20 protein-coding genes are annotated in these 17,613 nt (G+C 62.7%); 11 read left to right on the top strand and 9 right to left on the bottom strand.

Going from position 1 to position 17,613, the window contains the following annotated elements:
- Positions 1 to 70: 70 nt before the first annotated feature.
- The 3 genes from flgA (at position 71) to PG897_RS15290 (ending at position 1,499) form a co-directional block, all read left to right on the top strand.
- Complete coding sequence (gene flgA, locus PG897_RS15300) at positions 71 to 676, top strand: flagellar basal body P-ring formation chaperone FlgA (RefSeq protein WP_010633464.1); 606 nt, start codon at positions 71 to 73, stop codon at positions 674 to 676.
- 89 nt (positions 677 to 765) lie between these two features.
- Positions 766 to 1,086: a flagellar biosynthesis anti-sigma factor FlgM gene (gene flgM, locus PG897_RS15295; protein WP_005302771.1), complete on the top strand. Its 321-nt coding sequence runs from the start codon at positions 766 to 768 to the stop codon at positions 1,084 to 1,086.
- Positions 1,083 to 1,499 (top strand): flagella synthesis protein FlgN, encoded by a 417-nt coding sequence (locus PG897_RS15290; RefSeq protein WP_270829191.1) that lies wholly within the window; start codon positions 1,083 to 1,085, stop codon positions 1,497 to 1,499. Before flgM ends, PG897_RS15290 begins: the two co-directional genes overlap by 4 nt.
- Positions 1,500 to 1,556: 57 nt before the next feature.
- On the opposite strand, the gene yfcE is transcribed toward PG897_RS15290, so the two are convergent.
- Together yfcE and PG897_RS15280 are read right to left on the bottom strand one after the other, a co-directional pair.
- Positions 1,557 to 2,099 (bottom strand): phosphodiesterase, encoded by a 543-nt coding sequence (gene yfcE, locus PG897_RS15285; RefSeq protein ID WP_010633462.1) that lies wholly within the window; start codon positions 2,097 to 2,099, stop codon positions 1,557 to 1,559.
- Positions 2,100 to 2,109: 10 nt separating this feature from the next.
- Positions 2,110 to 3,747 carry a peptide ABC transporter substrate-binding protein gene (locus PG897_RS15280; RefSeq protein WP_270829190.1) on the bottom strand — a complete coding sequence of 546 codons (1,638 nt, stop codon included), beginning with the start codon at positions 3,745 to 3,747 and terminating at the stop codon, positions 2,110 to 2,112.
- Between the two features lie 166 nt (positions 3,748 to 3,913).
- Between PG897_RS15280 and PG897_RS15275 the strand changes: the two genes are divergently transcribed.
- Positions 3,914 to 4,813 carry a DMT family transporter gene (locus PG897_RS15275; RefSeq protein WP_017786258.1) on the top strand — a complete coding sequence of 300 codons (900 nt, stop codon included), beginning with the start codon at positions 3,914 to 3,916 and terminating at the stop codon, positions 4,811 to 4,813.
- Positions 4,814 to 4,823: 10 nt separating this feature from the next.
- Here PG897_RS15275 and rsuA read toward each other — a convergent pair whose 3' ends face one another.
- Entirely contained in the window at positions 4,824 to 5,516 is a 693-nt protein-coding gene (gene rsuA, locus PG897_RS15270; protein ID WP_010633459.1) for a 16S rRNA pseudouridine(516) synthase RsuA, read from the bottom strand.
- Positions 5,517 to 5,689: 173 nt separating this feature from the next.
- Here rsuA and PG897_RS15265 point away from each other — a divergent pair, with 173 nt between their 5' ends.
- Positions 5,690 to 6,886 (top strand): HD-GYP domain-containing protein, encoded by a 1,197-nt coding sequence (locus tag PG897_RS15265; protein WP_005302778.1) that lies wholly within the window; start codon positions 5,690 to 5,692, stop codon positions 6,884 to 6,886.
- Here PG897_RS15265 and PG897_RS15260 read toward each other — a convergent pair.
- Both PG897_RS15260 and fsa read right to left on the bottom strand, forming a co-directional pair.
- Entirely contained in the window at positions 6,883 to 7,071 is a 189-nt protein-coding gene (locus PG897_RS15260; RefSeq protein WP_201883806.1) for a hypothetical protein, read from the bottom strand. The two genes, PG897_RS15265 and PG897_RS15260, sit on opposite strands and share 4 nt — an antisense overlap.
- Positions 7,072 to 7,173: 102 nt before the next feature.
- Positions 7,174 to 7,824, bottom strand: a complete 651-nt coding sequence (gene fsa, locus PG897_RS15255) for a fructose-6-phosphate aldolase (protein WP_017765632.1) — start codon at positions 7,822 to 7,824, stop codon at positions 7,174 to 7,176.
- Between the two features lie 128 nt (positions 7,825 to 7,952).
- Between fsa and PG897_RS15250 the strand changes: the two genes are divergently transcribed.
- From PG897_RS15250 to PG897_RS15230, 5 genes are all read left to right on the top strand, one after another.
- Positions 7,953 to 8,849 (top strand): glycyl-radical enzyme activating protein, encoded by an 897-nt coding sequence (locus tag PG897_RS15250; RefSeq protein WP_201883805.1) that lies wholly within the window; start codon positions 7,953 to 7,955, stop codon positions 8,847 to 8,849.
- Between the two features lie 52 nt (positions 8,850 to 8,901).
- Positions 8,902 to 11,334, top strand: a complete 2,433-nt coding sequence (locus PG897_RS15245; protein WP_201883803.1) for a formate C-acetyltransferase/glycerol dehydratase family glycyl radical enzyme — start codon at positions 8,902 to 8,904, stop codon at positions 11,332 to 11,334.
- Between the two features lie 92 nt (positions 11,335 to 11,426).
- Positions 11,427 to 12,173, top strand: a complete 747-nt coding sequence (locus tag PG897_RS15240; RefSeq protein WP_117402942.1) for a DeoR/GlpR family DNA-binding transcription regulator — start codon at positions 11,427 to 11,429, stop codon at positions 12,171 to 12,173.
- A gap of 128 nt (positions 12,174 to 12,301) precedes the next feature.
- Positions 12,302 to 13,195 (top strand): EamA family transporter, encoded by an 894-nt coding sequence (locus tag PG897_RS15235; RefSeq protein WP_005302790.1) that lies wholly within the window; start codon positions 12,302 to 12,304, stop codon positions 13,193 to 13,195.
- A 121-nt stretch (positions 13,196 to 13,316) separates the two neighbouring features.
- Positions 13,317 to 15,167 (top strand): extracellular solute-binding protein, encoded by a 1,851-nt coding sequence (locus PG897_RS15230; RefSeq protein ID WP_270829189.1) that lies wholly within the window; start codon positions 13,317 to 13,319, stop codon positions 15,165 to 15,167.
- Between the two features lie 106 nt (positions 15,168 to 15,273).
- On the opposite strand, the gene PG897_RS15225 is transcribed toward PG897_RS15230, so the two are convergent.
- Together PG897_RS15225 and PG897_RS15220 are read right to left on the bottom strand one after the other, a co-directional pair.
- Complete coding sequence (locus PG897_RS15225) at positions 15,274 to 15,666, bottom strand: DUF2750 domain-containing protein (RefSeq protein WP_005302792.1); 393 nt, start codon at positions 15,664 to 15,666, stop codon at positions 15,274 to 15,276.
- Positions 15,667 to 15,760: 94 nt separating this feature from the next.
- Entirely contained in the window at positions 15,761 to 16,318 is a 558-nt protein-coding gene (locus PG897_RS15220) for a hypothetical protein (RefSeq protein ID WP_201883799.1), read from the bottom strand.
- Positions 16,319 to 16,566: 248 nt separating this feature from the next.
- Between PG897_RS15220 and PG897_RS15215 the strand changes: the two genes are divergently transcribed.
- Complete coding sequence (locus PG897_RS15215) at positions 16,567 to 16,815, top strand: TIGR02647 family protein (protein ID WP_005302794.1); 249 nt, start codon at positions 16,567 to 16,569, stop codon at positions 16,813 to 16,815.
- On the opposite strand, the gene PG897_RS15210 is transcribed toward PG897_RS15215, so the two are convergent.
- Positions 16,802 to 17,107 carry a hypothetical protein gene (locus tag PG897_RS15210; protein ID WP_201883797.1) on the bottom strand — a complete coding sequence of 102 codons (306 nt, stop codon included), beginning with the start codon at positions 17,105 to 17,107 and terminating at the stop codon, positions 16,802 to 16,804. The two genes, PG897_RS15215 and PG897_RS15210, sit on opposite strands and share 14 nt — an antisense overlap.
- Positions 17,108 to 17,227: 120 nt before the next feature.
- A complete protein-coding gene (locus tag PG897_RS15205) occupies positions 17,228 to 17,437 on the bottom strand; it encodes a cold-shock protein (RefSeq protein WP_005302803.1) in 210 nt (69 codons plus the stop codon).
- Positions 17,438 to 17,613 lie beyond the last annotated feature (176 nt).

Genomic DNA, 17,613 nt, shown 5'->3' with positions numbered 1-17,613 from the left:
TAGACTTTTCCTCACCTTACTGCTGTTTTGCGGCATTTCTCACGCCACGGCATCCGAGGTGACCAGTTACTTGCAAGAAAAGGCGCAGGAATTTGTGCTCGGCCAGCTCGATGTCCCCCTCGACGCCCAGGCACAGGTGCAGGCCGCTTCCATCGATGAACGTCTGCCCCTGAGTCGCTGCGAAGAGCATCTGTCCATCACCCTGCCCGCCAAGATGGAGATCCGCCGCAATACCACCGTCTACCTCAAATGTGAGGAGGAGAAACCCTGGGATCTCTACCTGCCGGTGCGGATCAGCATACAGAAGCCGTATGTGACCGTCTCCACGCCGGTGGCCAAGGGCGACATCCTCAGCGAGAGCGTGCTGACACAGGCCTACCAGGATCAGACCCTGATCCGCGGCGACTATCTCAGCGATACCACGGCCCTCATCGGCGTTCGCAGCAAGCGGGAACTCAAGCCGGGCCAGCCCATCCGGCTCAGCCAGGTCTGCGTCGTCTGCAAGGGTGACCAGGTGACCCTCAGCGCAGAAAATAGCAGCATGCAAATCAAAACCATGGCCCGAGCCTTGCAAGATGGCAGCTTCGGAGACATGATCAGGCTCGTCAATATCCGGTCAGGCAAAACGGTGCAGGGAAAAGTCAACGCAGTTGGCTCCGTGGTGGTCACCTTCTGAGTATTTTCGGATCACTTTTTTTCTAAAGTTATGACGGCAGCCACCGATAAACAGGTAAGCGAACAGCAAAGCAGGCGAAGGTAAACACTATGGCTATTAACAATATCAACAACTTGGCGAACAATCGGTTGCAAAATACCGGTAGCAGCCAGGGTGCCAGCACCAAACCAGCGACCTCGTCCTCCGACAACCGTGCGGCGGCCGTCAAGACCGACTCCGTCTCTCTGACCAGCGAGGCGCAGCAATTGCAACAGATGCAGAAGAACCTCAACTCAGCCTCCACCGGCAATGAAAGCCGGGTCGAGAGCCTGAAGAAAGCCGTGGCCAATGGTGAATATCGGGTCGACAGCGAAGCTGTGGCCAAGAAGATGTTCAGTTTTGAATCCAACCTCGACAAGTTGCTGGGATGATGGATTTACCTTCGCTGCTGCACACCCAAGACGACTACCTCTCCCAGATGCAGGGCTTGCTGGAGGAGGAGTTCAACCTGCTCAAGCAGCACCAGGCACTGGCGCTGCCCGAGCTGGCAGAGCGCAAGCAGAAGCTGCTTGCCGATATTGAAGAGCTGGACAAGGCCATGGCCCTGCTGCCCGACCTGAAACAGCAACTGAATGCCTATCCCGAGCAGATGCGGGTACTGCGTGAGAAACTCGATGCCTGCCAAGAACAGAACGATCTGAACGGGCGCCTGCTCGAGCTCAGCATCGTCTCCAACCGCCGGCTGGCCAGCTACCTGAGCAAGGTGCGGGATCGCAACTCCCTGACCTATGACGCCAAGGGCAATACCCGCTCCGGTACCCGCTCCATCGGCATCAAGGCCTGATCTCCCCCGTTACGACGACAGGCTGCCCCGCAGCACAACCATCCCCCCTTCTCTTTTTTACAGCGCCAGCTGCAACAGCACTTCGCTGTCCGCACAGGCGTGAATGCCAAGCAACCCATCCTCGTAGCGGCCATAACTTGCCGCCAGGTTGCCGCGTGGAAAACAGATGGATCCCGGGTTCATCAACACCAGCTCCCCTTCCCGCTGCAGCACGGGCAGATGGGTGTGGCCGCTGATGAACAGACTGCCGGCAGGCAGCGGCACCGCTGCAGGCTGATAGAGATGGCCATGACTGACGAACCAGCGCCGGCCGTCCACCAGCAGCTGGTTGTAAGGGGCGGTGATGGGGAAATCCAGCAGCATCTGATCCACTTCCGAATCACAGTTGCCACGCACCGCCATGATGCGGGAGGCCAGCCCGTTGAGCCGCTCGGCCACGGCCGCGGGAGCATAGCCAGGCGGCACCGGGTTGCGCGGGCCGTGATTGAGCAGATCGCCGAGCAGCAGATAGTGATCCGGCTGCCAGGGGGCGAGCTGGTCGAGCACCTGCTCCAGCGCGCTCAGGCTGCCGTGCAGGTCGGAAAGAATGGCAATCTTCATGGCAAGCTCCTTACTGCTGGCTGAAGTAGAGATCCTTGGTGGCGATCGCCCCCTTCAGGTTCTGCACCGGCAGGCCGCGCAGGGTGGGATCCACCAGTCGCATCTGGTTGTAGTGATAGACGGGGATGGCCGGCATCTCGTCCATCAGCAACTGCTCGGCCTGGTGGTAGATCCCGCTTCTGGCATTGCCATCCAGGGTATCGGCCGCCTGTTGCAGCAGGCCGTCGAAGGCCGGGTTGCAGTAACCGCTCTCGTTCTGGGGATCCTGGCAGCGGAAGCTGTTGAGCATGGCAGAGGGCTCCACGTAATCTCCGAACAGGAAGGAGCGGGCCAGCATGAAATCGCCGCTGTCTTTGGCCACCTGATAGGCGTTCCATTCCATGTTGTTGAGCGTCACTTCGACCCCCAGCGGCTTCCACATAGATGCGACGGCCAGCGCCAGCTTCTTGTGATTCTCAGAGGTGTTGTAGGTGAGCGTCAGCTTGAGAGGATGCTGACTGTCATAGCCCGCCTGGGCCAGCAGCGCCGCCGCCCTGGCCAGCCGGGTCTGCTGATCCTGCAGGGCCAGGGGGGAACTCAGCGCCTCATAGCCCGGCATGCCGGGCAGCAGCGACCAGGCGGGTTGCTCGCCCTGCCCGCTGACCTTCTCGGTCAACAGATGACGATCGATGGTCATGGCCAGTGCCTGGCGCACCCGCACGTCCTGCAGTTCAGGGCGGCGCAGGTTGAAGGTGTAGAGGTAGGTGCCCAGCAGCGGCAGACCCCAGATCCGCTCGGGGGTTGCCTCTCTGGTTTTCTGGTAATACTCCAGCGCCACCTTGTTGGTGAGCTGGATCTCTCCCGCCTCGTAGCGCAGCCGTTCGGCATGCTGGGAGGCGAGCGGCAGATAGGTCACCCGCTGGATCCGGGTGTGCGCATCATCCCAGTACTGCACGTTGCGCTCCGCCTCGATGCGCTCGTTCGGTACCCAGTTCACCAGCTTGTAGGCACCGTTGCTGACCAGCTTGCCGGGCTGGGTCCACTGCTTGCCGAACTGGCTGATGGCTTTCTCGTTGACCGGTACGAAGGGGCGTTGGCTTATCAGTTGCAGGAAGTAGGGAACCGGCCGCTCCAGCGTCACTTTCAGGATCTGCTCGCTCTCGGCTTCCACCCCCAGGGTGTTGAGATCGAGCGCGCCGGCGTAGATGGACTGGGCATTGTTGATGCCGGTTGCCAGCAGCAGGCCGGCAGAGGGGGAAGCCTGGGCGGGGTCCAGCAGACGGCGCCAGGCATAGACGAAATCGGCGGCGGTGAGCGGCTCACCGTTGGACCACTTGAGCTGCGGGCGCAGGAAGAAACGCCAGACCAGCCCGTCTGCACTGGTCTCCCAGCGCTGGGCCTGGGCCGGCACGATCCGGCCCTGACCATCCTCGCTCACCAGCCCTTCAAACAGGTCCACCAGCACCACTTCACCGGGGAAGCCGGAGCGGATCTGGGCCGGGTCGAGGGATTCGGGCTCGGCGCCATTGCCCTTGACCAGTGTCTGGCGATCCGACAACGCGGGATCCTGGGATACCGTGGTCGCCTGCAGCGGCGGGGTCAGCAGCAGCCCCAGCAGCAAGGGGGAGAGCCAGCGTGGTGCCGGCCGGCGTACTAAGCGGTAAACCATGACATAAACCTCGTTCAATGCACTTATTTCAGGAAAGGGGGAAGGCCGGCGGCGCGCCTGGATACGAATGCATGATGCCGCGCTTGTTATCCCCGAAGACGCCTCGTATTGTATCGGGCTTGCCCAAGAGATGGAGTCTCTCGGGCTATTTTTTTCAGGAGTTTTTATGGGGTATGAGTGGCTGGCGCTGGCAGCGGCCAGTTTATGGGCAGTGGCGGCCCTGATTTCCGTCAAACCGGCTCGTCATCTGGGGCCATTTGCCTACAGCCGCTGGCGGATGTGCCTGGTCAGCCTGATGCTCGGCAGCATGAGTCTCTTGACCGGCGGCTGGCATACCCTCTCGGGCAGCGCCCTCCCCCTGCTGGCCATCTCCGGCCTCATCGGCATCTTCATCGGCGATACCGCCCTCTACGCCTGCATGAACCGGCTGGGCCCCCGTCGCAGCGGTCTGCTGTTTTCTTGCCATGCGCTGTTCTCCGCGCTGCTCGGGCTCTGGCTGTTCAACGAGCAGTTGACCGGTTCCCGGCTGGCTGGCGCCATGCTGGTGTTTGTCGGCGTCATGCTGGCCATTCTGTTTGGTCGACGCAGCAGCGGCAGCGAATGGGAAAAAATACGGGGCAGCCTGGCAGCCGGGGTCGCGCTGGGGCTGACCGCCGCCCTCTGCCAGAGCCTGGGCGCCATCATCGCCAAACCGGTGATGATGGGCGGCGACGTCGATGCGGTGAGCGCCTCCGGCGTCAGGATGGGCAGCGCTCTGCTGGCTCACTGCGCCCTGCGCATGACCGGGCTGCCACTGAGCAAGCCGCTGCATCCCATCAACCGTCGCATCTTCGGCATGATAGCCCTCAACGGATTCCTCGCCATGGCGCTCGGCATGACGCTGATCCTGGTGGCCCTGAAACAGGGGGATGTGGGCATGGTGGCCATCCTCTCCTCCACCACCCCCGTCATCTTGCTGCCACTGCTGTGGTGGCACTCGGGTGAGCGGCCGTCCGCCGCCGCCTGGGCCGGCACCCTGCTGGCCACCCTGGGGACAGTGCTGGTGCTGGGAGCCAGCGGCCACTGACTCCTGGCGATCAGAAGCGGGCGATTTCGTCGACGGTCAGCTCGCGATATTCGCCCGGCGCCAGATCGTCGTCCAGCACCAGATCGCCCACCCGCTCCCGGTGCAGCCCCACCACCTTGTTGCCGATGGCGGCAAACATCCGCTTCACCTGATGGTACTTGCCCTCGTGGATGGTGAGGCGCGCCTCGCACTCCCCCAGGATCTCCAGCTGGGCCGGCCGGGTCTTCTCGGTTTCGCTGCGCAGCAGCACCCCTTCGGCAAACAGCGCAATGGCATCCGGGCTCACCGGATCGGCCAGCCAGACGTGATAGGTCTTGGCGCACTCGTGACGGGGAGAGGTGATGCGATGGGACCACTGTCCGTCATCGGTCACCAGTACCAGACCTGTGGTATCGAGATCGAGCCGCCCCACCACGTGCAGCTTGCCCATAGCCGGCTCGTCCATCAGGAAGAAGACGGTGGGGTGATCCGGATCCTCGTTGGAGCAGACATACCCTTCCGGCTTGTGCAGCATGAAGTAGCGGTTGCGCTGATCCAGAGTCAGGGTGACGCCGTCGAACTCGATCTGGCTCTGCTCGTTGATGTGGAAGGCGGGCTGCTTGACCACGATGCCGTCCACCATCACCTCTCCCTGCCGGATCAGTTTGCCCGCCAGCGAGCGGGTCAAGTCGGAACAATCGCAAAGAAATTTATCGAGCCGCATGCACAACCTCAGAGTCCATCAAGAAAGGGGCGTCATTATATCGGCCGGGGCCGACAACTCCAGCACTAAGCGCCAAGGCCGGCCAGCATGTCGCCATGACGAACCCGGGCGCCGGTGTTAGACTGCCAACAGAGGGCCTAACGTCACGCATAATAATAATGTCAGGAAGCCGTATGAAGTCGCACACTCCTCATCCCGTTATCCCCGTCAACCAGCTGCAACCCGGCATGTACGTGATCGCCATTACCAGCCAGACCGGCGGCATGGAGATTGCCCAGATGGGGCTGGTGACCACCCGTCAGCAGATCAACGATCTGGTCAGGCGCGGCGTACTCACGGTGCGGGTCGATCTCGCCCGCAGCAAGCTGCCCGGCATCGAGCAGGTCATCTCCCCCCAACCCGCCGTCTCTGCGACCAGCTCACAACGTCCCTCCGGCAGTGGCAACGGCGAGGGGCGCGAGCTGAAGATCCGCCGGCTTTATCAGGAGGCTCGCGAGTTGCAGGGCAAGTTCATCCGCCACCTCAAGGCGGGGGAGCCCATCGACATCACGCCGCTGGCGGCAGTGGCCGAGGAGATGGTGGACACCATGTTCACCCACGGCGACGCCATGCTCTGTCTGGCCCGCATTCGCGCCAAGGATGCCTACCTGATGGAACACTCCATGAACGTCGCCATCCTGCTGGCGAACTTCGGCCGCTATCTGGACCTGGATCGCAGCGTGCTCAAGGAGCTGACCCTGGGCGGCCTGCTGCACGACGTGGGCAAGATCATGACCCCGGACGAGGTGCTCAACAAACCGGGCAAGCTCACCGACGAGGAGTTTGTGGTCATGCGCCAGCACGTGGTGCACAGCTACGAGATCCTGAGCAACACCCCCGGTATCACCGCCACCATGCTGGAGGTGGCCGCCAACCATCACGAGCGGCTCGACGGCACCGGTTACCCGCAGCGGCTCAAGGGCGAGCAGCTCTCGCTCTATACCCGCATGAGCGGCATCGTCGATGTCTATGACGCGGTCACTGCGGATCGGGTTTACAAGCAGGGGATGCAGCCGACCCAGGCCTTTCGCATTCTGCTCAAGGGGATCAACCACCACTTCGATGCCGAACTGGTCACCAAGTTCATCAAGTGCATGGGGGTCTATCCGGTAGGGACGCTGGTGCAGCTCTCCAACCAGCGGCTGGCCATCGTCATGCAGCGCAATCCTCATGAGCCGCTCAAACCGGTGGTGAAGGTGATCTATCACGGAACCCAGCGCCACTACCTCGAGGTGCAGTGGCTGGATCTTGCCAAGAACGGGGTGCAGGAGACCATCGAGAGTACGGTCGATCCCAAGGAGTTCGGCATCAACCTCGCCAACTTCGTCTAGTTGGCGTCCCCTTCCCGCGACCGCTCGACGCAGTGCTGGATGAGGAACTCCTCATCCAGCGGCGACAGATCGAAGCGGATGCAGGCCTCTTCGATGGCCCGGATGTCGTGTTGATGGTGCTCGCTGAGCCAGCGCACGGCGCGGCGCAGATCTTCACCGTGGGGCAGCAGGGTATGGTCGCTCATGGGGCACCTCCGGTCAGCCATCGATACCGGCCCGTCACAGCGGGCCCTCTCTTCTAGCTTAGCCCGCCTGCCGCCCCTTCATCATCCTGCCTTCAAACAGGCTCAGGCAAACGCCCGCTGCCAATCCTGATCAAACTTCGCCAGCGCCGCGTCCACCGCCGGCACCCGCAGCAGCTGTTCGGCCACGTCGAGCGGCAATGTGATGGACTGGCAACCCGCCAGCAGGCAGTCGAGGGCCTGGCGCGGGGTGCGGAAGGAGGCTGCCAGCACCTTGCTGTTCGGCGCGTGCAGCGCCAGCAGCTGTTGCAGCTCCTGCACGGTGGCGATGCCATCGCCCCCCTGGGCATCCAGCCGGTTGACGTAGGGCGCCACGTATTCGGCCCCCGCCACCGCCGCCAGCCAGCCCTGCAGCGGGGTATAGACCGCCGTGCCCAGGGTCGGCACCCCGTTGGCCGTCAGGGTCTTGATGGCCGCCAGCCCCTCTTCACATACCGGGATCTTGATCACCAGGTCCCGGTCCAGCTCACGCAGGGCAAATGCCTCGCGCACCATCTCGGTCTCGGTTTTGGCCATCACCTGGGCAAACAGCCGCGCCTTGGGCCCCAGCGCCTCCCGCAGGGCTGGCAGCAGCTCGGCCAGCGGCATGCCACCGGCAGCGGTAATGGACGGGTTGGTGGTGACGCCGGCCAGCGGCAGGATCCGTGACCAGCGGCGCACCGCAGCCACATCGGCAGTATCGAGATAAAGCTCCATCTCTGACTCCTTAAGGGGATGTGCAATCTGTCGCCATTCTAGCGACATAACATCCGCGCATTGTTTGATCAAAACCAAATCAACTTTCGAACGAAAGAAAATAGAATGCAAAAACAAAAGGAGGCGGTATGATTTTCGACCTGCAACGCTATTCAACCCACGATGGCCCCGGCATTCGCACCCTGGTGTTTCTCAAGGGGTGCTCGCTGGCCTGTCGCTGGTGTCAAAACCCGGAAAGCCGCTCTCCCAAGCCGGACATACTACTCGACCGGCGCCAATGCATCGAGGGATGCCGGCTCTGCAGCGACGCCTGCCCGGCAATCTTGCGTGACAGCCAGGGTGTCCAGCTCACCCGCTCATCCCTCGGCAATCAGGATGTGGAACGGCTGCGCGGCCTCTGCCCCAGCGAAGCGCTGCAGGTGTGCGGCCGGGAGGAGAGCCTGGACACCCTGATGGCCACCATCCTGCGAGATCGCCCCTTCTTCGAGCGCAGTGGCGGCGGGGTCACCCTCTCCGGCGGCGAGCCCTTCATGCAGCCCGCATTTGCCGCCAACCTGCTGGCCCGCTGCAAGGTCGAGGGGCTGCATACCGCGATGGAAAGTTGCCTGCACGTGCCCTGGCACCAGATTGAACCCAGCCTCCCCCACCTCGACCTGCTGCTGGCGGATCTCAAACATGTGGATGAGGAGCGCTTCTTCGACTGGACCCGCGGCAAGGTCGCCCTGCCCCTGGCCAACCTCAAGCGGCTGGCCGAGCGCGGCGTGGCCATGCAGATCCGGGTGCCGCTCATCCCCGGCTTCAATGCCGACCGCGCCTCCATCGAGGCCATCACCCAGGCCGCCGCCAGCCTCGGCACCGTACAGGAGATCCACTTTCTCCCCTACCACACCCTGGGCGCGGGCAAGTACGCCCTGCTCGACCAACCCTATCAGGCCCCCCTCCAGCCACTCGATGACCCGGCACTGCTCGCCTTTGCCCATGAGTGTGCCCGTGCGCAGGGGCTGACCCCGCTCACCCGGGGCTAGACAGACCCCATGACATCAGCCATTCGCTGCCCAATGACCAGAGGATAAGACCATGACCCAGCTCGACCTCACCACCCTGCCCCCGCGGATCCGCGCCCACAAGGAGAGCCTGATCCACATCGTCCAGCCGCCGATCTGCACCGAGCGGGCCCGCCACTATACAGAGGCCTATCAGGCCCACCTGGCAAGACCACTGCCGGTGCGCCGTGCTCTCGCGCTGGCCCATCACCTTAAGGAGCGCACCATCTGGATCAAGCACGACGAGCTCATCGTCGGCAACCAGGCGAGTCAGGTGCGGGCAGCGCCGCTCTTTCCCGAATACACGGTGGGCTGGATCGAGAAGGAGATCGACGAGCTGGCGGATCGCCCCGGCGCCGGCTTTGCGGTGAGCGAGGCGGACAAGTTGGCCATCCACGCCCTCACCCCCTTCTGGCGCGGCCAGACGGTGCAGGATCGCTGCTACGGCCTCTTTACCGACGAACAGAAGGGGCTGCTGGAGAGCGGCATCATCAAGGCCGAGGGCAACATGACCTCGGGGGATGCCCACCTCGCGGTCAACTACGAGCAGCTGCTTGCCCTCGGTCTCGACGGCCTCAAGGCCAGGGTGGCCGAGCGGCGTGGTCGGCTCGATCTGGCGGACTGGGCCGATCTGCAGTGCGAGCAGTTCCTGCAGGCCGTCGCCATCACTTTCGATGCCGTCAGCCAGCATATCGAGCGCCACGCCGCACTGGCCCGTGAACTGGCGCAGCAGGAGCCGCGCCCCGAGCGCCGAAGTGAACTTGAGACCATCGCCCTCAACTGCGCCCACATCGCCCACCGGCCACCCGAGACCTTCTGGCAGGCGCTGCAGCTCTGCTACTTCATCCAGCTCATCCTGCAGATCGAGTCCAACGGCCACTCGGTGTCGTTTGGCCGGATGGACCAGTACCTCTACCCCTGGTATCGCCGCGAGGTGGAATTGTCGGAATCCCTGCCGCGCACCCGCGCCATCGAGCTGCTGCAAGGGTGCTGGCTCAAGCTGCTGGAGGTGAACAAGATCCGCTCCGGCACCCACTCCAAGGCCTCCGCCGGCAGCCCGCTCTATCAAAACGTCACCATCGGCGGCCAAAATTGGCGCAATGGCAAGGCCCACGACGCAGTCAACGGCCTCTCCTACGCGATTCTGGAGTCCTGCGGCCAACTGCGCTCGACCCAGCCCAACCTCTCGGTGCGCTACCACGCCGGCATGAGCGAGGATTTCCTCGACGCCTGCATCCAGGTGATCCGCTGCGGCTTCGGCATGCCCGCCTTCAACAACGACGAGGTGGTGATCCCCGAGTTCATCAAGCTCGGGGTGAGCGAGGAGGATGCCCACCACTACGCCGCCATCGGCTGCATCGAGACCGCAGTGCCCGGCAAGTGGGGCTATCGCTGCACCGGCATGAGCTTCATCAACTTCGCCCGTATCCTGCTGGCGGCGCTCGATGGCGGCCACGATGCCACCACCGGCAAGGTCTTCCTGCCCCAGCCCCAGTCACTGCGGGACGGCACCTTCAGCCACTTCGAAGAGGTGATGGCCCGCTGGGACGAGCAGGTGCGCTACTTCACCCGCAAGTCCATCGAGATCGACTGCGTGGTCGACAGTGTGCTGGAAGCTCAGGCCCACGACATCCTCTGCAGCGCCCTAGTGGATGACTGCATCGAGCGCGGCAAAACCATCAAGCAGGGGGGCGCCGTCTATGACTGGGTCTCCGGCCTGCAGGTAGGGATCGCCAACCTGGGCAACAGCCTGGCAGCGTTGAAGAAACTGGTGTTCGAGCAGGGGGTGGTGGATCAGCGTGAGTTGGCCGAGGCGCTCGAGCAGGATTTTGCCGGATTGCAGGGCGAGCAGCTGCGCCAGCGCCTCACCAATGCAGCCCCCAAATATGGCAACGATCTGGACGAGGTCGACCTGCTGCTGGTGCAGGCCTACCAGAGCTACATCGACGAGCTCAAGGGGCTGCACAACACCCGCTTCGGTCGTGGCCCCATCGGCGGCACCTACTATGCGGGCACCTCCTCCATCTCGGCCAACGTGCCGTTCGGTGCGGCCACCATGGCCACCCCGGATGGCCGCCACGCCCACACCCCGCTGGCGGAAGGGGCCAGCCCAGCGTCGGGCTCGGATCGCCTCGGCCCCACGGCGGTGTTCAACTCCCTCGGCAAGCTGCCCACCCCGGCCATCCTCGGCGGCGTGCTGCTCAACCAGAAGCTGAGCCCGGCCAGCCTAGAGAGCGAGCGGGACAAGGCCAAGCTGATGAGCCTGCTGCGCACCTTCTTCGAGGTGCACAAGGGGTGGCACGTGCAGTACAACATCGTCTCGCGCGAGACGCTGCTGGCGGCCAAGGCCCATCCCGACCAGTATCGGGATCTGGTGGTGCGGGTGGCGGGTTATTCGGCCTTCTTCACCGCCTTATCCCCCGATGCGCAAGATGATATCATCGCCCGCACCGAGCACTGTCTCTGACAGGCTCCACCAGGGGCAACTGTGCCCCATTATGACCGGCAAGCCACCCGTGCGGTGGCTTGCCGCTATCCACTGCCAGCCAGCGAGGTCCCATGAACCCACGCCACCAACTGATCCTCACCCTGGTCCATCAGGCCCGCAAGATGAGCGTGAGCGAGCTCTCCCAACGTACCGGGGTCTCGGAGGTGACGGTGCGCAACGACCTGACCGCGCTGGAGAAGCAAGGACTGCTCAAACGGGTGCACGGCTCGGCCATGGCGCTGGAGAGCGACGACCCCGACGCCCGGATGAACATCAACTACCTGCTCAAGGAGCGCCTCGCCGAGCGCGCCGCCCAGCTGGTGGAGGATGGCGAGACGGTCTTTATCGAGGGAGGCAGTGCCAACGCCCTGCTGGCCCGTCATCTGGCCCTGCACAAGCGGGTCACCATCATCACCATCAGCAGCTACATCGCCCACCTGCTGCGCGACACCCAGGCCCAGGTGGTGCTGCTCGGCGGCCTGTTCCAGCATCAGAGCGAGAGCGTGGTGGGGCCGCTGACCCGGCTGTGCATCGAGCAGGTGCACTTCTCCAAGGCCTTCATCGGGGTGGACGGCTTTCATCCCGAGGTGGGCTTCACCGGCCGCGACATGATGCGGGCCGACGTGGTCAACAGCGTGCTGGCCAAGGGGGTGACCAATGTGGTCATCACCGACAGCAGCAAGTTCGGCGCCATCCACCCAAGTCCGCTCGGCACGCCAGGGCAGATCGGCGTGCTGGTCACCGACGACGCCCTGCCCGTCACCATGCGATCCACCCTGACTGCGCGCGGCATCACAGTGCACTGCGTCGCCGCCTGAGTAGTACCTTGCCGCCTGTTGCGGGATTGCTCCCCCGCCTGGCCGCTTGACGGCGCCCACCCAGACGAGGGTATGCTCGTCCTCTTTTGGGCACCGCCTGGCAAGGGCCACTCTTTCAAGGACGTGACATGCACACCAAGGACAAGTTTCTGGCCGCTCTGGTCATCCTCTGCTGGGGGCTCAACTTCGTCGCCATCAAGTGGGGGCTGGAGGGGATCCCGCCGCTGCTGCTGGGGGCACTGCGCTTCGTCGGAGTGGTCTTTCCCGCCATCCTGCTGGTCCCCAGACCCGCCATGCCCTGGCGCTGGCTGCTGGCCTACGGCGGTGCCATCAGCCTCGGCCAGTTCTCCTTTCTGTTCTGCGCCATGAAGTTCGGCATGCCGGCGGGCATGGCCTCGCTGGTGCTGCAATCCCAGGTGGTGTTCACCCTGCTGTTCGCCATGATCTGGCTGGGGGAGCGCTGGCAACCCCACCACTGGGTGGCCCTGCCGCTGGCGGGGGCCGGGCTCTACCTCATCGCCACCCATGGCGAGGGCAATCTCACCCTGCTCGGCTTCGTGCTGACCCTCTGCGCCGCCGCCTGCTGGGGCCTTGGCAATGTCATCAATCGCCAGATCGGCCTGCGTTACAAGACCTCTCTGCCAAGCCTGGTCGCCTGGGGCGGGCTGGTGCCCATCCTCCCCTTCTTCGCCCTCTCCTGGCTATTCGAGGGACCCGAGCTGATGGCCAGCAGCCTGCTCAACATCAGCTGGCAGGGGATCCTGTGCGTGCTCTATCTCTCCTTTGTCGCCACCTGGCTCGGCTACGGCCTGTGGGGGCGGCTGCTGATGCGCTACCCGGTGGCGCAGGTGGCCCCCCTCTCCCTGCTGGTGCCCTGCGTCGGCATGGTGGCAGCGGCCCTGTTACTGGACGAGCACCCCACCCCCTTGCAGTGGCTGGGTTCTGCCCTGGTGCTGCTGGGGTTCGTGGTGCATCTGCTGGGCGGGCGGCTGCGCTGGTTCAAATCGCAGACCGCCGCCTGACGCTTATTTACCCGTCGCCATTGACCGGGGCGGAGAAACTTTTCATGATGAGCCAGCCCCCAACGGGGCTCGCGTCATCAACACATGGCCTGCAGGACGCAGCCATCAGGAGAGCAAGGACATGCCATCGACAGTCACCGCCGGCCCCCGGATCATCCCGCGCCTTCTGCGCACCAGTGCCATCACCCTGACCCTCTGCCTGAGCCACTACGGCTGGAGCGCCACCCTGCCGGCTGACCTCAAATGGGAGAGCAACAACATGGATCCGGTGTTCGCGGATCCGGCCGCCAAGCGGGGCGGCACCTTTCGCGGCTTCATGACCAGTTTTCCGCTGACCCTGCGGGTGTACGGTCCGGACTCCAACGGCGGCTTCGCCGGCTATGTGCGGGAGACCAACCTGCCGCTCTTGAGTACCCACCCCGTCACCGGCAATCCCATGCCCATGCTGGCCAACGAATGGGCCTTTGGGCCCGACCACAAGACCCTCTATCTGCGCATCAACCCCAAGGCGCGCTGGTCTGATGGCCAACCGGTCACCGCCGATGACTGGCTGTTCACCCTCAAGCTGCTGCGCAGCAAGGAGATCAACGACCCCTGGTACAACAACTACTACAGCACCCAGATAAGCGACGTCACCAAGTTTGATGACCACACCCTGGCCATCTCCAGCGGCAGTGCCAAGAGTCGCCAGGATCTGCTGGAATCCCTCCCCTTCACCCCGGCCCCCAGCCACGCCATCAAGATCACCGCCGACTGGGTCAAGGCGTACAACTGGAAGGTACTGCCGGTGACCGGCCCCTACCAGCTTGGCGAGGTGAAGAAGGGCAAGTCGGTCACCTTCGAACGGGTCAAGGATTGGTGGGGCAATGACGAGCGCTACTTCCAGCACCGTTTCAACCCGGACCGGATCGAGCTCAAGGTGCTCAGGGATCAGAACATCGCCTGGCAACATTTCCTGCGCGGCGAGCTGGATACCTTCCCGCTGGTCATGCCCAACTGGTGGCACGACAAGACCAGGACGCCGGAGTTCGAGCAGGGTTATATCGAGCGACTTTGGTTCTACAACCAGACCCCCCAGTCCCCCATGGGGCTCTATCTCAACACCGCCGATCCGCTGCTGCGCGACGTCAATGTGCGGCTCGGCATCCAGCATGCCCTCAACCTCGACAAGATGCTCACCACCCTGCTGCGGGGGGACTACCAACGCCTCACTAGTTACGGCTCAGGCCAGGGGGAGTTCACCAACACGGGGCTCAAGGCCCGCCCGTTTGACCCCGAGCTGGCACGCCAGTACTTCGCCAAGGCCGGTTTCACCAAGCCAGGCCCCGACGGCACCCTGCAAAACGACAAGGGCCAGCCGCTGACCCTGAGCATCACCTACACCACGGCGGAGCACGCCCAGCGCCTCACCCTGCTGCGCGAAGAGGCCAAGAAGGCGGGGCTCAACCTCGAGCTCAACCTGATGGATGCCTCGGCCGGCTTCAAGTCGATGCTGGAGAAGAAACACCAGAGCGCCTGGATGGGCTGGAGCACCAGCCGCTATCCCGCCTACTGGGAATATTTCCACAAGGTCAACGCCAACAAGCCGCAGACCAACAACATCATGAACATAAATGACGACGCCATCACAGCCCTGGTGGAGCAGTACGACAAGGAGTTCGACTTCGCCAAAAAGGCGGCGCTGTCGCGCCAGATCCAGCAGCGACTCTATGAACTGGCCAGCTTCGTGCCCGCCTATCAGGTGCCCTACACCCGGGAGGGGGCCTGGCGCTGGATAAAACTGCCCAAGTTGCCGGCGACGCCCAAGAGCGAACTGCTCTACTGGCCGCTGGACGGCAGCAACAGTGGCTACAGCTACGGCGGCCTGCTCTGGATTGATGAAGAGACCAAGGCGCAGACCCGGGCCGCCATCAAGGCTGGCCAGCCCTTCCCGCCCGTCACCCTGGTTGACACCACCTATCAGCAAAAATAGGGCAACCCGCTTCTCTGCCAGGGTGTGCCAAGGCCATCAACAAAAAGACCCCGCACAGTGGCGGGGTCTTTTTTGCAACCTGGGTTGCTGCTGAGGCAGGAGGCGCTTAGCCGCGCTTGGCCTGCTTCTGGGCGATGGCGTCGGCTACGTCGGCCGGCTCCAGCACGATACCTTCCTGATCCGGCGTCGGGAAGACGGCCACGCACAGCTCATCCTGCTCCATGCCGTCAATCCAGCGCTCCAGCCACACCTTGAGGGTGATGGACTGCGGCTTGCAGTCGGCCCACTCCCCTTCGGCCCACGCCTTGGCGTACTCCGGGTGCGGCCATACCGGGATGCAGTCTTCATCGTCGGTGGTCAGCATCATGACGCCGTGCTCGTCGGTCAGAACGAACAGCTCTTCGTGCTCGACCAGCTTGCTGATGAAGTGATCAAAGCGGTAGTCCGCGTTCAGTTGCAGCGCTGCATTGCGCTCGGTGTCGCTCAGTTCATAGCTCATCGGTCAAGTCTCTTGTGCAATAAAGGGCGCCATGTTCACATCTTGCCGGCGCCTTGTCCAGTATGAGAGATCGGTCACCGATTTTTGAACCGGTTCACCCGAGCTCAGGAGTCACCAGGTCGATCTCCGCCATCTCGCCAAGGCGCTGGCGCAGCCAGTATGCCGCCTCCACTTCGACGAAACAGAGCTGCTCCCGACCGGCCTTCGCCCCCGCCAGGATCTGTGCAAGACGAGCCTGCTGCGCGCTGTCCCAGGCATCGGCCAGCTTGCCGCCATGAGCCTCTTCCACCACCTCGCGGCGCAGCTCGAACAGATTGTCGGTGATCGGGCTGTTGATCTTGGCCGGGCTGTGCCAGTACATCTGCAGGTTGTCCATCATCTCGCTGTCGTAGTTGGCCAGCGCGTCCAGCTCAGGCGTCGCCCCCTCTTCACCGGTCGCGAAGTCGCACCAGGCTGCCGTCAGCGGCGCCAGGCTCTGCGCGGTTGCGCCCTTGCCATGCTGACGCAGGGCGGCGACATCAGCCCCCTTGCAGGCGGGTAGCCAGAGATCCCCTTCATGTTGTTCGAGCAGCGGCAACAGCAGGGAGGCCGGGTAGACGGAAAAACGGGAACCCAGGGTGTGCAGCAGGGATACCAGTGTGATCTTGACCATGGAATGCGCCTTGAACCGGGGGCCGACAGACAATATCGGCCAGATAGACAAAGGAAGCCCTATCCTATCATGTTTGACGCTGCAAAGCCGGACTCAAACAATTCTCAATTTATTCACCAGATGACGGCCAAAAAAGCAGCGTTCGAGCACGCCAGGGAGAGAGAAAGCCCAATAGTTTGAGCCAGCGCCCACTAAAGTGGATCCGGGAGTGCTAGTTTGCATACATCTTTAGCGTAAGGAGTGCATTCATGATCGGGATCGACCAGGTTTCCAGCGAGTTTGTAAACGATTTGAAAATACTGGCATGCTTTGATCCGGCCAACATGAGCCTGGGGATCAAGTTGCGCAGCGACATGTCCGACGAACTCTGCCAGGCGGCAGTTCGCCTGCACCAGCAGGGACTCATCAGCGCGGAAGATGGCGGCTATCTGACGCCCTTTGGCATGACCATGGTGGAACACCTGCAGCACCTTCTGGTGGCACTCAAACCGCTTTGACCTCCTTGGGAGCCCACAGCGAAAAGTTGAGCAGCTCCCAGCGTTTCCCTTGACGCAACAGACAGGCAAACAGCAAAGGACCTTCGGGTCCTTTTATCTTGCCATCGACCATCCACTCCCCCGCCCGTTGCGGCAACGGCTGCGCCCTGATCTCGTCCGGGTGCCTGCCAGCACCCACCCGCACCTGCACAAACTGCTGGCACACGGCCATGGCCCCTTTCTCAACGAGGTTCGGCCCCTGTTTATCGGTGGAGGCTATCAGAGTGGCGGCGAGCAGAAGGGATGGCAGCATAGTCGGCACAACATGCAGAAGTAGAAGGTCACGCCTCCCACCGACGGACGGTGAAAAGCGCCCATAAACAAAAAGCCGTGGAACCCAAAGGCACCACGGCTTTCTTAAATTCTGTAAGAATTACAGAGCAGTTACGTTCTCAGCCTGCGGGCCTTTTTGACCTTGGGTCACGGAGAACTGTACGCGCTGACCTTCAGCCAGGGTACGGAAGCCGTTACCTTGGATGGCGCTGAAGTGAACGAAAACGTCCGGGCCGTTTTCTTGCTGGATGAAGCCAAAACCTTTGGTTTCGTTGAAAAACTTAACGGTACCGGTGATCATGTTAGACATATCTTTAAACCTGTATTCAAAATAATTACTTATGCTTTTCAGCGGATAAAGCTCAAAAAACGGGATTAACTTATGAACAACAGGAAAAGATGTAAAACATCATATTCATTGACATAACTATCGCCCTTTCAAGCTGGTTGAGATTATACGTGGCTTTGGGGATTACGCAAACAATT

It is taken from the genome of Aeromonas sp. QDB20 (assembly GCF_027707805.1).
Taxonomy (GTDB): Bacteria; Pseudomonadota; Gammaproteobacteria; order Enterobacterales; family Aeromonadaceae; genus Aeromonas; species Aeromonas dhakensis.
Note: the sequence above shows the minus strand (reverse complement) of the source record. Positions and strands in the feature narration are given on the sequence as shown.

Bases quoted from the DNA above. Each gene is read 5' to 3' on its own strand.
- flgM (WP_005302771.1), top strand. From the start codon at position 766: ATGGCTATTAACAATATCAACAACTTGGCGAACAATCGGTTGCAAAAT.
- PG897_RS15290 (WP_270829191.1), top strand. From the start codon at position 1,083: ATGATGGATTTACCTTCGCTGCTGCACACCCAAGACGACTACCTCTCC.
- yfcE (WP_010633462.1), bottom strand. From the start codon at position 2,099: ATGAAGATTGCCATTCTTTCCGACCTGCACGGCAGCCTGAGCGCGCTG.
- PG897_RS15280 (WP_270829190.1), bottom strand. From the start codon at position 3,747: ATGGTTTACCGCTTAGTACGCCGGCCGGCACCACGCTGGCTCTCCCCC.
- PG897_RS15275 (WP_017786258.1), top strand. From the start codon at position 3,914: ATGGGGTATGAGTGGCTGGCGCTGGCAGCGGCCAGTTTATGGGCAGTG.
- rsuA (WP_010633459.1), bottom strand. From the start codon at position 5,516: ATGCGGCTCGATAAATTTCTTTGCGATTGTTCCGACTTGACCCGCTCG.
- PG897_RS15265 (WP_005302778.1), top strand. From the start codon at position 5,690: ATGAAGTCGCACACTCCTCATCCCGTTATCCCCGTCAACCAGCTGCAA.
- PG897_RS15260 (WP_201883806.1), bottom strand. From the start codon at position 7,071: ATGAGCGACCATACCCTGCTGCCCCACGGTGAAGATCTGCGCCGCGCC.
- fsa (WP_017765632.1), bottom strand. From the start codon at position 7,824: ATGGAGCTTTATCTCGATACTGCCGATGTGGCTGCGGTGCGCCGCTGG.
- PG897_RS15250 (WP_201883805.1), top strand. From the start codon at position 7,953: ATGATTTTCGACCTGCAACGCTATTCAACCCACGATGGCCCCGGCATT.
- PG897_RS15245 (WP_201883803.1), top strand. From the start codon at position 8,902: ATGACCCAGCTCGACCTCACCACCCTGCCCCCGCGGATCCGCGCCCAC.
- PG897_RS15240 (WP_117402942.1), top strand. From the start codon at position 11,427: ATGAACCCACGCCACCAACTGATCCTCACCCTGGTCCATCAGGCCCGC.
- PG897_RS15235 (WP_005302790.1), top strand. From the start codon at position 12,302: ATGCACACCAAGGACAAGTTTCTGGCCGCTCTGGTCATCCTCTGCTGG.
- PG897_RS15230 (WP_270829189.1), top strand. From the start codon at position 13,317: ATGCCATCGACAGTCACCGCCGGCCCCCGGATCATCCCGCGCCTTCTG.
- PG897_RS15225 (WP_005302792.1), bottom strand. From the start codon at position 15,666: ATGAGCTATGAACTGAGCGACACCGAGCGCAATGCAGCGCTGCAACTG.
- PG897_RS15220 (WP_201883799.1), bottom strand. From the start codon at position 16,318: ATGGTCAAGATCACACTGGTATCCCTGCTGCACACCCTGGGTTCCCGT.
- PG897_RS15215 (WP_005302794.1), top strand. From the start codon at position 16,567: ATGATCGGGATCGACCAGGTTTCCAGCGAGTTTGTAAACGATTTGAAA.
- PG897_RS15210 (WP_201883797.1), bottom strand. From the start codon at position 17,107: ATGCTGCCATCCCTTCTGCTCGCCGCCACTCTGATAGCCTCCACCGAT.
- PG897_RS15205 (WP_005302803.1), bottom strand. From the start codon at position 17,437: ATGTCTAACATGATCACCGGTACCGTTAAGTTTTTCAACGAAACCAAA.